This window comes from Mesorhizobium sp. ESP7-2 (assembly GCF_020164715.1).
Classification (GTDB): domain Bacteria; phylum Pseudomonadota; class Alphaproteobacteria; order Rhizobiales; family Rhizobiaceae; genus Mesorhizobium.
The window spans coordinates 122142-136953 of sequence record NZ_JAIUGQ010000005.1 but is presented as its reverse complement, the minus strand read 5'-3'; the positions used below and the strand labels follow the sequence as shown (position 1 = coordinate 136953).

General features: G+C 63.8%; 16 protein-coding genes and 1 pseudogene. 4 read left to right on the top strand and 13 right to left on the bottom strand.

What is annotated here, in order from left to right:
• Positions 1 to 117 precede the first annotated feature (117 nt).
• Complete coding sequence (locus tag LB543_RS07495; protein ID WP_224613627.1) at positions 118 to 738, top strand: DJ-1/PfpI family protein; 621 nt, start codon at positions 118 to 120, stop codon at positions 736 to 738.
• Positions 739 to 875: 137 nt separating this feature from the next.
• Here the strand turns inward: LB543_RS07495 and LB543_RS07490 are convergent, their stop codons facing one another.
• Positions 876 to 1898, bottom strand: a complete 1023-nt coding sequence (locus LB543_RS07490) for a fatty acid desaturase (RefSeq protein ID WP_224613626.1) — start codon at positions 1896 to 1898, stop codon at positions 876 to 878.
• A 78-nt stretch (positions 1899 to 1976) separates the two neighbouring features.
• Entirely contained in the window at positions 1977 to 2186 is a 210-nt protein-coding gene (locus LB543_RS07485) for a hypothetical protein (RefSeq protein WP_224613625.1), read from the bottom strand.
• Between the two features lie 239 nt (positions 2187 to 2425).
• On the opposite strand from LB543_RS07485, the gene grpE reads away from it, so the two are divergent.
• Together grpE and LB543_RS07475 are read left to right on the top strand one after the other, a co-directional pair.
• Positions 2426 to 3058, top strand: coding sequence for a nucleotide exchange factor GrpE (gene grpE, locus LB543_RS07480; protein WP_140756286.1), 633 nt, complete (start codon positions 2426 to 2428; stop codon positions 3056 to 3058).
• 141 nt (positions 3059 to 3199) lie between these two features.
• Positions 3200 to 3832 (top strand): trimeric intracellular cation channel family protein, encoded by a 633-nt coding sequence (locus LB543_RS07475; RefSeq protein ID WP_140756284.1) that lies wholly within the window; start codon positions 3200 to 3202, stop codon positions 3830 to 3832.
• A 149-nt stretch (positions 3833 to 3981) separates the two neighbouring features.
• On the opposite strand, the gene LB543_RS07470 is transcribed toward LB543_RS07475, so the two are convergent.
• The 7 genes from LB543_RS07470 to LB543_RS07440 all read right to left on the bottom strand — a co-directional run bounded on the left by LB543_RS07470 (position 3982) and on the right by LB543_RS07440 (position 11609).
• On the bottom strand, positions 3982 to 4857 hold the full coding sequence (locus LB543_RS07470) for a GNAT family N-acetyltransferase (RefSeq protein ID WP_224613688.1): 876 nt from the start codon (positions 4855 to 4857) through the stop codon (positions 3982 to 3984).
• A gap of 240 nt (positions 4858 to 5097) precedes the next feature.
• Positions 5098 to 7392 (bottom strand): PAS domain-containing hybrid sensor histidine kinase/response regulator, encoded by a 2295-nt coding sequence (locus LB543_RS07465; protein WP_224613624.1) that lies wholly within the window; start codon positions 7390 to 7392, stop codon positions 5098 to 5100.
• Between the two features lie 143 nt (positions 7393 to 7535).
• Complete coding sequence (locus LB543_RS07460) at positions 7536 to 8525, bottom strand: MDR family oxidoreductase (protein ID WP_224597294.1); 990 nt, start codon at positions 8523 to 8525, stop codon at positions 7536 to 7538.
• A 55-nt stretch (positions 8526 to 8580) separates the two neighbouring features.
• Positions 8581 to 9078, bottom strand: coding sequence for a signal peptidase II (gene lspA / locus LB543_RS07455; RefSeq protein ID WP_140756275.1), 498 nt, complete (start codon positions 9076 to 9078; stop codon positions 8581 to 8583).
• 13 nt (positions 9079 to 9091) lie between these two features.
• Positions 9092 to 9949: a TrmH family RNA methyltransferase gene (locus LB543_RS07450; RefSeq protein WP_140811554.1), complete on the bottom strand. Its 858-nt coding sequence runs from the start codon at positions 9947 to 9949 to the stop codon at positions 9092 to 9094.
• Between the two features lies 1 nt (position 9950).
• The gene (locus LB543_RS07445; protein WP_140811553.1) at positions 9951 to 11033 is read right to left on the bottom strand and encodes a class I SAM-dependent rRNA methyltransferase; all 1083 of its coding nucleotides are present in this window, start codon (positions 11031 to 11033) and stop codon (positions 9951 to 9953) included.
• 90 nt (positions 11034 to 11123) lie between these two features.
• On the bottom strand, positions 11124 to 11609 hold the full coding sequence (locus LB543_RS07440; RefSeq protein WP_224613623.1) for a DUF1772 domain-containing protein: 486 nt from the start codon (positions 11607 to 11609) through the stop codon (positions 11124 to 11126).
• A gap of 82 nt (positions 11610 to 11691) precedes the next feature.
• On the opposite strand from LB543_RS07440, the pseudogene LB543_RS07435 reads away from it, so the two are divergent.
• Positions 11692 to 11799, top strand: a pseudogene (locus LB543_RS07435) (transcriptional regulator); the annotation flags it as partial.
• Positions 11800 to 11859: 60 nt separating this feature from the next.
• On the opposite strand, the gene LB543_RS07430 reads toward LB543_RS07435, so the two are convergent.
• The 4 genes from LB543_RS07430 to sppA form a co-directional block, all read right to left on the bottom strand.
• Positions 11860 to 12825, bottom strand: coding sequence for an ornithine cyclodeaminase family protein (locus tag LB543_RS07430; RefSeq protein ID WP_140756267.1), 966 nt, complete (start codon positions 12823 to 12825; stop codon positions 11860 to 11862).
• Positions 12826 to 12862: 37 nt separating this feature from the next.
• Entirely contained in the window at positions 12863 to 13228 is a 366-nt protein-coding gene (locus LB543_RS07425; protein ID WP_140756265.1) for a DUF1049 domain-containing protein, read from the bottom strand.
• Between the two features lie 41 nt (positions 13229 to 13269).
• The gene (locus LB543_RS07420; protein ID WP_006200394.1) at positions 13270 to 13554 is read right to left on the bottom strand and encodes an integration host factor subunit beta; all 285 of its coding nucleotides are present in this window, start codon (positions 13552 to 13554) and stop codon (positions 13270 to 13272) included.
• Between the two features lie 79 nt (positions 13555 to 13633).
• Positions 13634 to 14590, bottom strand: a complete 957-nt coding sequence (sppA, locus tag LB543_RS07415; protein ID WP_224613622.1) for a signal peptide peptidase SppA — start codon at positions 14588 to 14590, stop codon at positions 13634 to 13636.
• Between the last annotated feature and the right edge of the window lie 222 nt (positions 14591 to 14812).

The following is a 14812-nucleotide window of genomic DNA, read 5'->3' as shown; positions in this document are numbered from 1 at the left end:
GGCGTAAACTGGTCGTACCAATTGTGCGATTTGCGCTTTTCCCCACGTGATCCCGCCCTTAGGATAACGCTGTTATTTCGCGGCCGGAAATAAATTGCCAAAAGGGAGGAACCGGAAATGGCTGGCAAGAAGATACTGATGCTCGTTGGCGAGTTCAGCGAGGAATATGAGATTTTCGTCTTCGAACAGGCCATGCATGCCGTCGGCCACACCGTGCATGTCGTCTGCCCGGACAAGAAGGCTGGCGATGTGCTGAAGACATCGCTGCACGATTTCGAAGGCCACCAGACCTACACCGAAAAGCCCGGCCACGATTACATCCTCAACAAGACGTTTTCCGAGGTGGATCCGGCCCAGTACGATGCCGTCTACGCGGCGGGCGGGCGCGGCCCCGAATACATCCGAATCGACAAGCGCGTGCAGGCGCTGGTGCGGCACTTCCATGAAGCAGGCAAGCCCATCTTCACCATCTGCCATGGCGTGCAGATCCTGATCGCGGTCGACGGCGTGGTGCGGGGCAGGGAGGTGGCGGCGCTTCACTATTGCGAGCCGGAAGTCACGCTGGCGGGCGGCATCTATATCGACGTCGCGCCGAACGGGGCCCATGTCGACGGCAATCTCGTTTCGGCCAAGGGCTGGCCGGGCCTGTCCAATTTCATACGCGAATGCCTGAAGGTGCTGGGCACCGAGATCCGCCATGGCGAGATCCTGATGCGTGACGAGCGGCAAGCGGCCTGAGGCTCTGAGAACCGGCTTCTCGTCCACGCTTCTCAATTCAGATTGGAAAGCGTTGTTCGAAAAGCCAAGCAATTGGCTTTTCGTCCGCTGTGCGGACCACGCCTCACCTCGTCCCGCGAACCGGGAAAAGGCAGGCGCTACAGCGCCGCGTGCGCCTCGCGGAACGATATCAGCTTGCTGCGGCTTTCGTCCCACAAGGCCAGTTTGACGCAGCGCAGGCTCTCAAGCAGCGTGATGCGGCCGATGCCGCGCAGCTCGGGATAGTCCCGCAGCACTTCCTGCAGCCGGTAGCCGGGCACCCTGGCGGAGAGGTGGTGGACGTGGTGAACGCCGATATTGCCGGTGAGCCAGTTCAGCACCGGCGGCAGGTCGTAGTAGGAAGAGCCGTGCAGAGCGGCGTGCTGGAACTCCCATTCCTCATCCTTCGCCCATTCGGTCTCCTCGAACTGGTGCTGGACATAGAACAGCCAGATGCCGGCCGAACCGGCGAGAATGACGATCGGCAGATGGACGATCAGGAACGCGCCGGGACCGATGATCCAGATGAGGATGGCCGCGGCAAGCGCGATGCCTAGATTGGTGGTCATCGACGACACCCAGGGCGTCAAGCCGCCGCGCATCATGCCGATGGGCAGCCTTTGCGAAAAGATGAACAGCCAGATCGGCCCCAGGCCGAACATCACCAGCGGATGGCGGTAGAGACGATAGGCCAGGCGACCCCGCCAGGACATCTGCCGGTACTCGGCGACGGTCAACGTCCTGATGTCGCCCATGCCGCGCTCGTCGAGATTGCCGGCGCTGGCATGATGCGTGGCGTGGGCACGCCGCCAGCAGTCGTAGGGCGTCAGCGTCAGGATGCCCAGCGCGCGGCCGATCCAGTCGTCGGCATGGCGATTGGCAAAGAAGGAGCCATGGCCGCAATCGTGCTGGATCATGAAAATCCGCACCAGGAATCCGGCCGCGGGCAGGATGAGGATCAGTCCCCACCAATGACCATAGGCATAGGCCGCGGAAGACAGAGCCCACAGCGTGGCGAAAGGAATGAGGGTGATGGCGAGTTCGAGTGCGCTGCGCCGCCTGTCAGGCTTCTTGTAGCGCGCCAGGACCTTGAGCCAGGCGCGCTTGCTCTTGGCCGCCTCTTCGGGGGAAATCATGTTCATCAGAAAGCATAGGCAGGGTGTGCCGCCACCGCAAGACGATGATCACGTAAAGTTACTGTGCGTAATTGTCGCGTAAGGCTAGTCGACCCTCACTGCCCGTCGCCAGCCGACGTCGCCCTCCTCGACCCGGTCGAGGTGATCGAGCAATTGCCCGAAGCGGTCCGGGATGTCGGCTTCGGTGCGGAAGGCTGGCAAGGTGCGCAGAAAGCGCTTCATCGCCTCGGCGCCGATCTGGCGCCGAACCTCCGCAGCGAGCCTTTCTGTTTTTTCGAGCTTGTTGCGGGTCATGGGTTCAAATCCTGCGTCGGTTCCGAAACTCCTCCAGCGACGGAATGGTTCCCGCATCACGGCGTTGTGGCAAGCAAAGCCGGCAAGCACGGTAAAATTTGAATTAAAATCGAACTGCGGCGTTGGCGCCTTCCAGGTCCTGTCAAAAGGTCCTTGCGGTCGCTTTCCCCTTGATTTTTGGCCTGCGAACCTCGATATCGGGCACAAATCCACACCATTCGAGATGACGGGAAACGGCGATGAGCGACCAGGCAAAAGACGAACGCGCGCCCAGTGAAGCCGAGGCGGCCGAGGCAAATACCGAGCGTACGGAAGGCGGCATCGACGGCGACTATGAAGCGCTTGTGCGGCTGCTGAAGGAAAATGAAGAGCTGAAGGACCGCGCGCTGCGCGTCGCGGCCGAGATGGAGAACCTGCGCCGCCGCACCGCGCGCGATGTGCATGATGCGCGCACTTATGCGGTGGCGAATTTCGCCCGCGACATGCTGTCGGTGTCGGACAATCTGCGCCGCGCGCTGGATGCCATTCCCGCCGAGGCCAAGGCGTCGGGGGATGCTGGCTTCAAGGCACTGATCGAAGGCGTCGATCTGACCGAGCGTGCCATGCTGTCGGCGCTGGAACGGCATGGGGTCAAGAAACTCGCTCCGGAAGGCGAGAAGTTCGATCCCAATTTCCACCAGGCGATGTTCGAGGTACCCAATCCCGATGTCCCGGCCAACACGGTGGTCCAGGTCGTGCAGCCGGGCTATTCGATCGGCGAGCGGGTGCTGCGCCCGGCCATGGTCGGCGTCGCCAAGGGCGGCCCGAAAATTGCCGCCGACGCGCCGGTCGAGCCAGGGCCGGTCAATGAGCAGGCCGAGAAGGATGCGTGAGGATAGTGAGTAGTGAATAGGGAGTAGGGGCCTGACACTAAGCTGCGGCTTCGTGCTATTCCGCTACTCACTACTCACTACTCACTACTCACTACTCACTACTCACTACTCACTACTCACTACTCACTACTCACTCAGCCCATGAACCCCATCGCCCTTCTCGATTATGCCGGCGTTGCCGTCTTCGCGGCGACGGGGGCGTTGGCGGCTTCGCGCAAACAGCTCGACATTATCGGCTTCCTGTTCCTGGCCAGTGTCACCGGCATCGGCGGCGGCACGCTTCGCGACGTCATCCTCAATCTACCGGTTTTCTGGGTCGCCAACTCCAGCTACGTGCTGATCTGCGCGGCGGTCGCGGTGCTGGTGTTCTTTGCTGCGCACCGTGTCGAGTCCCGCTGGAAATGGCTGCTCTGGCTCGACGCCATCGGACTGGCCGCTTTTTCGGTGATGGGTGCTGCCAAGGGGCTGGCCATTACCGGTTCGCCGGTCGTGTCCGTCATTACCGGCGTGCTCACCGCCACGTCAGGCGGCATCCTGCGCGATCTGCTGGCCGGCGAACCCTCGGTGCTGCTGAGACCGGAAATCTATGTTACGGCCGCTCTCGCGGGCGCTGCAATCTTCACGGCTGGCGACGTCACAGGATTGCCGCCGATCGTTTCAGAGCTGGCCGGCTTCGCCGCGGCGTTCGCGGTGCGCGGCGGTGCGCTCCGTTTCGGCTGGACGTTTCCATCCTACAAGAGCCGGCCCGGCCGGCGGCCGGAAGACATTCCGTGAAGAGAGGGAATAGGGAGTAGGGAGTAGGGAGTAGGGAGTAGGGAAATAGTCAGTAGTCGCCGATGCGTGAATCATGGCGTCTTCACTACTGCCTACTGCCTACTGCCTACTGCCTACTGCCTACTGCCTACTGCCTACTGCCTACTCGCTCACGCGGCGAAGCGCTGCGCTTCCCCGCCATAATAGTTGACGTAACGGGCGCCGATCTCCTTGACCGGCATCACGACGAAAATGTCGACCGTGGAGAATTCGCGGTCGATGACGCAACCATCGCCGATGCGAGCGCCTACCCGCAGATATCCCTTGACCAGAGGCGGCATCGCCGCGATCGCCGCCTTGGTGTTGACCGCCTCGATCGGCATCAGGTCCATGGAGCAATAGCGCCCGGACACCGCGCGCACGTCCCAGGCCGAGTTGGTGCGGCAATGATGGGCGAGATAGGTGAGCGCCTCGGCATGCGCGGCCGGCACGGTGCCGTGGAAGGAGGCGCAGCCAGTCATCACGCCGATTTCGTAATGATTGATATAGGCCCAGATGCCTTGCCATAGCGCCTCGATGGTGCGCTTCGAACGGTATTCGGGCAAGACACAGGAACGGCCGAGTTCGAGGAAACGCTGTCCGGGATGGCGGGCGATGAGCTTGGTCAGCTCGAATTCGCCTTCGGAATAGAAGCCGCCGGCGGTTGCCGCGATTTCTTGCCGCAGCAAGCGATAGGTGCCGACGATGCGGCGGTGCTCAGGTCCGGAAAGCGTGGTATCGAGGACGAGCAGATGGTCGCAGAGCGGGTCGAAGCGGTCGGCGTCGCGACGGTCATGCGCCTGGAACAGATCCTTCCTGGCGCCAAGCTCGTCATAGAATACACGGTAACGCACTTCCTGCGCAGCCGCGATCTCGGCCTCGTTGCGGGCGAGCCGCACTTCGAGGTTGCCGATACGGCCGAGCGCTGCGCCTTTTATGACGGAATCGACATTACGTCCTGCGAGCAAGGCGCTGCTGGCGTTCGGCCGAGTGTCACATTCCGGCATAACTGTATGCACGAGTGATTCTCCTTCGAGCCATCCCTCTTGGCACGGGGATACGGTGTAGGTGCAACAGGATTGTGACAGTACCGTGATACGGCGTCGCGGGCAATACTTCGTCGGCTGGCGAAAACGGTCAACCGGCTACGTTGCGTCACAAGTCCCTGGGCGCGTCGCCTTCGCGGGCGCCGAAACCGGACTGCTTTTTTGGTAGTCTTCGTCAGCCACGCACCGGGAAAAGAGGGCTCAGGCGGCGACCTGGCCTTCGACGGCGCTGACCAGCGCTTCGGGGTCGAGCGGCTTGGTGACGAAGCCGCTGGCGCCATGGGCAAGCACCGCATGGCGGGTCTTTTCCTGGCTATCGGCCGACAGCACCATGATCGGCACGGGCGGCACGGATGTCTCCTCCTCATGGCGGCGAATCGCGGCAATGGCGTCCAGTCCGTCCATGACCGGCATATGCAGATCCATCAGCACCACGTCGAAGCGGCGGTTGTGGCCGGCGCCGGTGACCGCCTCGACGGCGGCCTTGCCGTTGCCGACCACCTTGACGCGATGCCCGGCCTTCAGCAGCGTTGCGCGGGCCAGCATGGCATTGATGTCGTTGTCCTCGGCGATCAGCACTGACAGGCCCTGCTGGCGTCCGCCTGACGGACGAAGTGCCGGTGCGCGGCGTTTTTCCGGCTGCGGCGGGGCGAGGACCGGTGCGTGGCTGCTCAAAAGGACACGCAAAAGTGTTCCTCCGCGCACTGGCCGGGCAAGGAATGTCGCGTAGCCGCTGGCGCGAAACTCGCCAAGCATGCCGCGTTCGGTGGGGGCAATCAGCGTGATGGCTTCGCAATTGGAGAATCCATGCTGGCGAAGCCGCTTGAGCAGCCTTCCGTCACTCTCTTCCATGGCCGCGTCGACCAGAAGCACGTCGCAGCCGTCGGCAAAGGAAGCGGCCTGAGCCACGGTGGTGGCGATGCCGGCCACGCCGCCATTGGCGCGGATGGTGCGGGCGATGGCGTCGGCCTCGACGGTGTTCTTGGACAGGATCACGGCGCGCCGGCCGGCAAGCGCGTTCTGCCGGCCCTGCGGCGGCTCGGTGGCCGACATGGCCGGGATTTCGAAGACGAATTCCGATCCCTGGCCAAGCCGGCTGGAAACCGAAATCGTGCCGCCCATGGCGGTCACCAGGCGCTTGGAGATGGCAAGTCCCAATCCGGCCCCGCCATGTGTGCGCGTCGAGGTGCCGTCGGCCTGCTCGAACTCCTCGAAGATGCGCTCCATGTCCTCGTCGCGCAGGCCAGGACCGGTATCGGCGATGGTGAAGCAGATGCGGTCGCTGATCTCGGTGCGGGCGCGCGCGACGCTGACCAGCACGCCGCCGCCGTCGGTGAACTTGATGGCGTTGCCGATGAGGTTGAGCAGCACCTGCCTGACCCGGCCCGGATCGGCGGTGATCAATTGCGGCACGTCCGGTTCGACATGGCAGCCGAGGCCAATATTCTTGGCGAAGGCGCGCGCGGCCATCAGTTCGATGATGTTGTCGGCGATCTCGCGCACGGACATGGGCTGCGGTTCGGGATCGAAGCGTCCGGCCTCGATCTTGGAATAGTCGAGCAGGTCCTCGATCAGGGCAAGCAAGGCGCTGGCCGAGGTCGAGATGGCGCCGACATAGGTCTGCTGCTCCGGCGACAGGCTGGTGTCGGCGAGCAGCCTGGCCATGCCCATGATGCCGTTCATCGGCGTGCGGATCTCATGGCTGACGGTGGCGAGGAAGCGCGACTTTGCCTGGCTTGCGAACTCTGCCCGCTCGCGCGCGGTGATCATGGACGATTCGGCGCGCTTGCGTGCGGTGATGTCGCGGGCGATGGCGCGATGCGAGACGGCATTGCTGTCCTTGTCGCGCACCGATAGCTCGATCCACGAGAACCAGCGCGGGCCGGTCGGCGTGCGGATGGCAACGTCGGTGGAACTCAGGCATTCATGGTCGGAGAAAGCAGCATCGGGAACGAGGCCGACCTCGATGCCGAGCTCGGCAAGCGTCTTGCCGGCAAGGTCGCGTTGGTCGGTTTCGACGAGGTCGGCGAACACCTTGTTGGCATAGACGATGTAACCGTCGCGGTCGCGATGGATGACGAGATCGCCGAGCGCGTCGATGAGACCGCGAAAGCGCTCCTCGCTTTCCTGCATCTCCCACATGCGGTCGGCCAGCGTCTCGATCTCGGCGCGGTTGCGGGCGGTGGTTTCGTCGAGCAGCACCGTACTGCGGCGTACGCTGCGTCTGGCGTGCAGGTGCATGGCCAGGCCGGCAAGGCCGGTTACCAGCAACGCCAGACTGATGAAGGCCGGCGCCCCGGTCAGGTAGGAGAGGCCGGCCAGCACCAGAACGGCAACGAAGGTCAGTATCGGCAGGCCTTCGCGCTTGGCCGGTTGCTGATCGGGCACCAGCGGCGGCGCGGCGATAAACCGCCGCGCGGATGCCGGCGCTTGCGCCGGTGCCGCATCGGTGTCGTCGCCAGCGTCGGCCCGTTGGCTGTCGGATTCCGCGATCATGCGAAATCCTTTGCCAGACAGAGATTATGGAAAATTGCGGGGGATCGTTCGAATTTTAGCGGATCGGGCATTTTTGACCCGGCTGCGACGGATTTGCCAGCCGATGTGGCAATTCTGTCCGGCGCCTGCGATCCCTGTGTCGATCACATGTCGACGACGACGCGACCGCGGATCTTGCCATCGACGATGTCGTGTGCCGCACCGATGATGCCGTCGAAGCCGATGGTCGTGGACAGGCTGGCAAGCTTGTCGACATCGAGATCGGCGCCGATGCGCTGCCAGGCCTCGAGGCGTACGGCTTTCGGCGCCATCACCGAATCGATGCCGAGCAGCGAGACACCGCGCAGGATGAAGGGAGCGACGCTCGACGGCAGATCCATGCCGCCGGCCAGGCCGCAGGCGGCGACCGCCCCGCCATAGGAGGTCATCGACAGAACGTTGGCCAGCGTGTGACTGCCGACCGAATCGATGCCGCCGGCCCAGCGCTCCTTGGAGAGCGGCTTGGCAGGCTGGTTGAGCTCGTCGCGCGATATCACCTCGGCGGCGCCAAGGTTGATCAGATAAGGGCTTTCGGCATTGCGGCCGGTCGAGGCGATGACATGGTAGCCGAGGCTGGACAGGATCGAGACCGCGACCGAACCGACGCCGCCGGCGGCGCCCGTCACCACGACAGGGCCGCGATCGGGCAGGATGCCGTGCCGCTCCAGCGCCATGACACAGAGCATGGCCGTGTAGCCGGCGGTGCCGACCGCCATGGCATCATGCGCGCTCATGCCTTCCGGCAGAGGCACCAGCCAGTCGCCTTTGACGCGGGCGCGCCCGGCATAGGCGCCGAAATGGGTTTCGCCAACGCCCCAGCCGTTCAGGATGACCTTGTCGCCCTTGCGCCACTCGGGATTGGAAGAGGAGATGACGGTGCCGGCAAGGTCGATGCCCGGCACCAGCGGCCATCGGCGGATCACCGGCGCCTTGCCCGATATGGCCAGTCCATCCTTGTAGTTCACCGTCGTCGCCTCGACCGCGACGGTGACGTCGCCCTCCATCAGATCGGCGTCGGTGAGATCGGTCACGGCGACCGACTGTTTTTTTTCGGCATCGCGCGAAACGAGGATGGCTTTGAAGGTTTCGGTCATCTTTCTCTCCGCGAACTTGCTTGGCGTCTGACTGTGCGGCGATGGCCGCTTGGGGTCAATCTTTGGAAGGCTTGGCGTTCGAAGGTTTCGGTTCACGCCGCCAGCCGATGAGTTCGTCGAAGACGACCAGTGCCGCGCCCACGGAAATGAAGGCATCCGCAAGGTTGAAGACGGCGAAGGACCAGACCGGCGTGTGGAACAGGATGTAATCGATGACATGGCCGTAGACGGCACGGTCGATCAGATTGCCCACCGCGCCGCCGATGATCAGCGCAAAGCCGATGCGGGTGATGACGTGGCCCGATGGCGTCCGCGTGGCGAGGTAAAGCACGAAAGCCACGACCAGCACGGCGATGACCACGAGGCCGGTGTCGCCGAAGGAGGAGAACATCGAGAAGGCGATGCCCGTATTATAGGTGCGAAACAGTGCCAGGAAGGGCAGGAGGTCGAGCTTTTCCTGGAAGGGCAGGCCGGCCTCGACCAGTGCCTTTATCCATTGGTCGAGCGCGATGGCGACGATGACGAGCAGTGCGTAGGGAGACCATGATTTCACGATTGGGCAGCCCTCATTGCTGGTCCGGGATTGGTTCGAGCTTCAGCGCGCCGCGCCGGATCTCGAACAGCATGATGCCGGTGGCGACCGCGAGATTGAGCGAATCGGCACGGCCCGCCTGCGGAATCCTGAGCAGCCTGTCGCAGCTTGCCGTCAGGCTTTCGGGCAGGCCCTGTTGCTCATTGCCCATCATCAAAAGTACTGGCCCGCGGGAAAAATCGACCGAGCGGTAATCGACCGCGCCCTTCAGATGCGTGCCGGCGACGAGACCTGAAAAGCCGCCGCGCCAGGCAAGGAATGCTTCGGTCGTTGCCTTCGCCACTGGCACGGCGAAGATCGATCCCATGGTGGCGCGTACCGTCTCGACGGAAAACGGATCGGTGGTGTCGCCGACCAGAATGACGCCCTTGGCGCCGACGGCATCGACCGTGCGAATGACGGTGCCGAGATTGCCGGGATCGCGCACCCGGTCGAGCGCCACCCAGACGTCGCCATTGTCGGCACGGATGTCCTTCAGGGCCAGGAATTTTTGCGAGAAGACGCCGACCACCATTTGCGGATTGTCACGGCGGGTGATGGCGACAAGCACCTTTTCCGACACTTCGAGCACGGTACCCCCGGCTGCAACCGTGCGCGCCGCGACTTTTTCCACGGCCGCGTTGCCGCGTCCGGCCTTGGCGAAAACAAGTGTCCTGATCTGCCAGCCCAAGTCGAGCGCGTCGATGACCAGCTTCAGCCCCTCGGCCATGAAGGCGTTCTGCTGGTCGCGGAATTTCTTCAAGGCGAGCGCCTTGATGTCCTTGACCAGCGGGTTGGCGAGGCTGGTGACTTCCTTCACCTGGCCAGGCGCGCCGGCGTGCCGTTCGTTCATGTCAAGCCACCCAGCGCGAAAACAGTGAAGTCGAAAGCGCCCGGCCGGCGGACTTTTCACGGATGATCAACTCACCCGATTCGACCTTGCCGCCGATACCGGCGAAGGTGTCGCGCATCAGAGCGTGGATGGCGAAGAAGGAAGCACGGATCGAATAGGCGGTCAGCACCACGGCAAGCGGCTTTGGGGTCAGGATCGAGCGACAGAGGTCCGTCAGATCAGGCAGGTCCTCGAACAACTGCCAGACCTCGCCCTTGGGGCCGCGGCCATAGGCCGGCGGATCGAACAGGATGATGTCGTAGCGGCTGCCGCGACGCTCCTCGCGCTCGGCGAACTTCACCGCGTCGTCGACGATCCAGCGGATCGGCTTGGCGCCAAGGCCGGCCATCTCCTGGTTCTCGCGCGCCCAGCCGATCGCCTTCTTCGAGGCGTCGACATGGGTGACCTCCGCGCCCGCGCGCGCGGCCACCAGAGAGGCAAGGCCGGTATAGCCGAACAGGTTGAGCACCTTGACCGGCCGCCCGGCCGCCACGATCAAGCCCGCCATATGGTCCCAGTGCGAAGCCTGCTCGGGAAAGACGCCGACATGGCGAAACGAGGTGAAACGGCCGAGATAGTCGATACCGTCATGCTTCATCGGCCAGGTTTCGCCGAGCGGTGTCTTGGGAAAACGCCAGCGGCCGATGCCTTCCTCGTCGGTGTCGCCGGTGAAGATCGCGTCGGCGCGCTCCCAGTCCCTTGCCGGCAGGGCCTTCTGCCAGATCGCCTGGCCCTCCGGGCGCACGATGCGGTAGGGGCCGTATTGTTCGAGCTTTTGGCCGGCGCCGCTGTCGAGCAGCGCGTAATCCGCGTTGGGAGCTACTTCGAGAATTACCGGAAGTTGCTCAGCGGGCAGCGCGCCTTCGCGGCGGGCGAGGATGCGCGGCGCGGATTTCGGCTGGTTTTCCGGTTTCACATTGTGCTGTTCGCGCGGCCTGGGATCTGGCTTGACCGCGGAACGATTCTCGGTGGGGCGCGGCTCTACGGTCCCGCTCTTCGCTGGGTGCGGTCGGCCGTCGCGGCGTTTGTCGCGAAAAGACTTCAAGAGGCAGCTTCTCCGGCGGTTCGGCCCGCTTCTGCCACAGCTATGCCCATCGGCGCAACAAACCCGCGCGACATTGCGATTGCGAACGGCTCAGCCACGCCCGATCGAAAGCAGGGCGACAAGCAGCGAAACGAAACCGGCAGCCTTGGCTGCCGTGACCGCCATGTGGCCGGTCTCCCAGCGCAGCCGTATGGCTTCGAAATTGTCGGGAATCGGGCCTGGCACCCAGGTGGCGAGAACGTTGTTGGCCGGTTTGACGAGAACGAACCAAAGCACGAGGGACAGCGCATAGAGCAAGGTGGCGGCGAGTGCGAACGAGAACGCCGACCGATCCTCGCGCAGCAGCCATGCCAGCAGTCCCGGGCAGGCGACCGCCGCGACATCCAGCGGCGCGCCAACGATTGCGAAGAGCAGGAACTGGCCATTGAAAACGGTCGCCTCGCGCCAAAGCGCCGGGGACCACCGGGTGAGCCGGGGCGCCGATTCCAGGACATGGGCGAAGGACGGTCCGAGGCTGAGCGCAGCGATGGTGGCGGTCAAGACAGACCAGAACAGCAGGAAGCCATGTATTCGCATGACGCAACAACGGTTCCGGGCCGAAGCCGTTCCTAACCGTCGCCACTTGCCGTTGCCTCAGCCCTGGCCCTTATCGTCGTCCATGTCCCGTTCCGAACGCCTGCTCGATCTGATCAAGTCGCTGCGCCGGCACCGCTGGCCGGTGAGCGGGCGGGTGCTGGCCGATGATCTCGGGATTTCGGTCCGCACCTTTGTGGCGCGGCCGATTTCGCCCTGATCGCAGGGGCGATGGGCGCCAAACTCGCTTGAGCTAGCCTCTGAGCGCCTTGTAGACGGCAATGCCGGCGGCCAAGTCCTCGAGTGCTGCGCCAACCGACTTGAACAGCGTAATCTCGTCAGGGCTACCGCGGCCTTGCTTCTGGCCGCGCGTCAGTTCGTGCAGGTCAGCGACGATGGCTTCCGGTTTCAGCACGCCGGAGGCCAGTGGCTGGACGATGTCGCCGGCCTCCTTGGTGGCGCCGGCGCGGGTGTCGACATAGACGCGGGCACGCAAGATCGCCTCGTCATCGCTTTCGCGCATCGTCGGGGTAAAGCCGCCAACCAGATCGACATGGGTCCCTGGCCGCAGCAGTGCGCCCTTGATCAGCGGCGTGGTGGTGATTGTCGCCGAGGAGACGATGTCGGCCTGGCCAAGCTCGGCATCGAGATCGGTCGCGGCGCTGGCCGCGAAGCCCTCGGCGCGCAGCTCGGCCGCGACTTTCTCGGCGTTGGCCGGGGTACGGTTCCAGATGCGGATGGTCTTGATTGGCCGCACGGCGCTGTGCGCCTTGGCCAGGAAGGGTGACAGCGCGCCGGCGCCGACCACTAGCAGCCGCGAGGCATCGTCGCGGGCGAGATAGGATGCCGCGAGCGCCGAGGCGCAGGCCGTGCGCCACTGCGTCAGCCGCTGGCCGTCGATCAGCGCTTCCGGTTCGCCGGTGCCGCCATCGAGCAGGAGGTAGAGCCCCATCACCGCGGGCTTGCCGATCGCGTTGTTGTCGGGCGAGACGGTGACGATCTTGACGCCGATATGGCCGCCGGCGGAACCGCCCGCGGCGTGAAAATCGGTCCAGGCCGGCATCAGCAGCAGGGTCGACGCCGCACCGTCGGGCCTTTCGACCGCATGATGATGCCTGACTGGCTGCACCGCGCCCTCGCGAAAAGCCGCGCGCAGCGTCTCGACCAGTCCAGGAAAGGTCAGTGCACGATCGACCTCCGCCGCCGAAATGGTCAGCATGAAAAGCTCCGTGAAAAGAAATGGGCCGGCCGGCGCTTCAATTGGTGGGCTTCGGCAATGCTGACCCCTGGGCCGACCCCTGGGCCGATCCTTGGACCGGGGCTTGCGGCATTGAAGGCGCGCGGACCGCCTGGCGCAGGTTTTCGGCCTCGACGCCGCGCTGGCGCGCCAGCTTGCGGTAGCGGCCCTGCTTGACCCAGGTCGCCAGGCTGCCGACGATCATGCCGATGGCGAGCGCCAGGAACAGGAAGATGAACAGCGGCAAGGTCAGCGTCAGCTTGGGATTGCCGGGGTTGAACGGGTCCAGCGTGAAGGCGACGAGTTCGCGGTTGGCGACGGCCAAGGCGATCAGGATGATCGCCAGGGGCACGAAGACCACGATGAGCATGAAACGATTGAGCATGATAATTTCCGTCGCAAGCGGGCCGGGACAAGGTCGTCCGGCTACTTGCCGCCGTTCAGCCTTTCACGCAGTTCCTTGCCGGTCTTGAAGAACGGCACCCATTTCTCCTCGACCTCGACGGATTCGCCGGTGCGCGGGTTGCGGCCGGTGCGGGCGGGTCGATTCTTCACCGAAAAAGCGCCGAAACCGCGCAATTCGACCCGGTTGCCCTCGGCAAGCGCGTCGGTGATTTCATCGAAGATCGCGCCGACGATGTTTTCGACGTCGCGCAGGAAAAGATGCGGATTGCGCGTGGCAATAATCTGCACAAGCTCGGACTTGATCATCAGACGGGTCCCCGTGAAAGCAGTTCGGCCAAAATTATCAGGATGATTTTATTTGCTTTTTCAGCTGTCCCAACGCGTCTCAAGGGTGCCAGACGGAAACGAGACCGTCAAGAAACAAGCGGTCGGCGCCAAGTTCGTGGATGACGTCGCCGCCGGAGTCCGGCAGGCCGAGCGCGCCGGCGATCGTGTGTGCCATCGCCTTCGAGAACAGGAAACCGCCGCGCCGTTCCGTGTCCTTCCACTCGACCACCTTGAGTTTGGCGTCGACACCCTTGGTCGCCAGCCAGTCGATCGCCACGGATTCGCCGCCGACGGCGTCGATCAGCCCGTTGGCAACACCCTGGCGGCCGGTGAAGATCGAACCGTCGGCGAGCGCCAGCGCCTGTTCGTGGGTCATCTTGCGGCGTTCAGCGACGATGCCGACGAACCAGTCGTAGCTGTCGAGGATGAGCTTGCGGACCATGGCGCGCTCGTCGTCATTGGTCGGCTTGAAGGGCGAGGGGGAGGCTTTCAGCGGCGAGGATTTAACCTCCTCCAGCTTGACGCCGAGCTTGTCCATCAGGCCGCTGACGTCAGGATACTGGATCAGCACGCCGATCGAGCCGACGATCGAGGTCTTGCGGGCGACAATATGGTCGGCGGCGCTGGCGATCATGTAGCCGGCCGACGCGGCGAGCGTGCCGACCTCGGCCACGACAGGCTTGTCGGCGGCGAGCTTGCGCACCTCCTCGTAGATCGATTCCCCGCCGACGGTCGTGCCGCCAGGAGAATCGACCACCAGGATCACGCCCTTTACTTTCGGCGACTGGCGGATGGTCTCCAGCCGCTTGATCAGTTCGTCGTCCTCGGTGATGGTGCCTTCGATCCTGACCTTGGCGATGTGGTCGATGGCGGAGCCGCCGAAATCGTCGCCATAGAACCAGGCCGACAGCATAATCACCCCGAGCGCCACGATGCCAAAGGCCGCAACGCGCCAGAAAGTCAGCTTGCGCCGCAAGCGGCGGCGGTCGATCAGGTCGTCGGCTCTCAATGCCATCGTCAGCCTCACAGTCAGCGGGAAGAGACGCTTTTAGACCATGATGTCTTCATCGGGAAGCAGTTCCGTCCGCACATGGCGCGGCAATCCGCGCACGACGGTCCACATGTTGTCTGTTTTGTGACTGGCCTGTACGAGCGACGCAAGGTAAGTGGGAAGAACTTCGGTGATGAAAAAAGACGCAAACACGTCTATTTCTGCTATGAAGCACTGGCTGTTGCG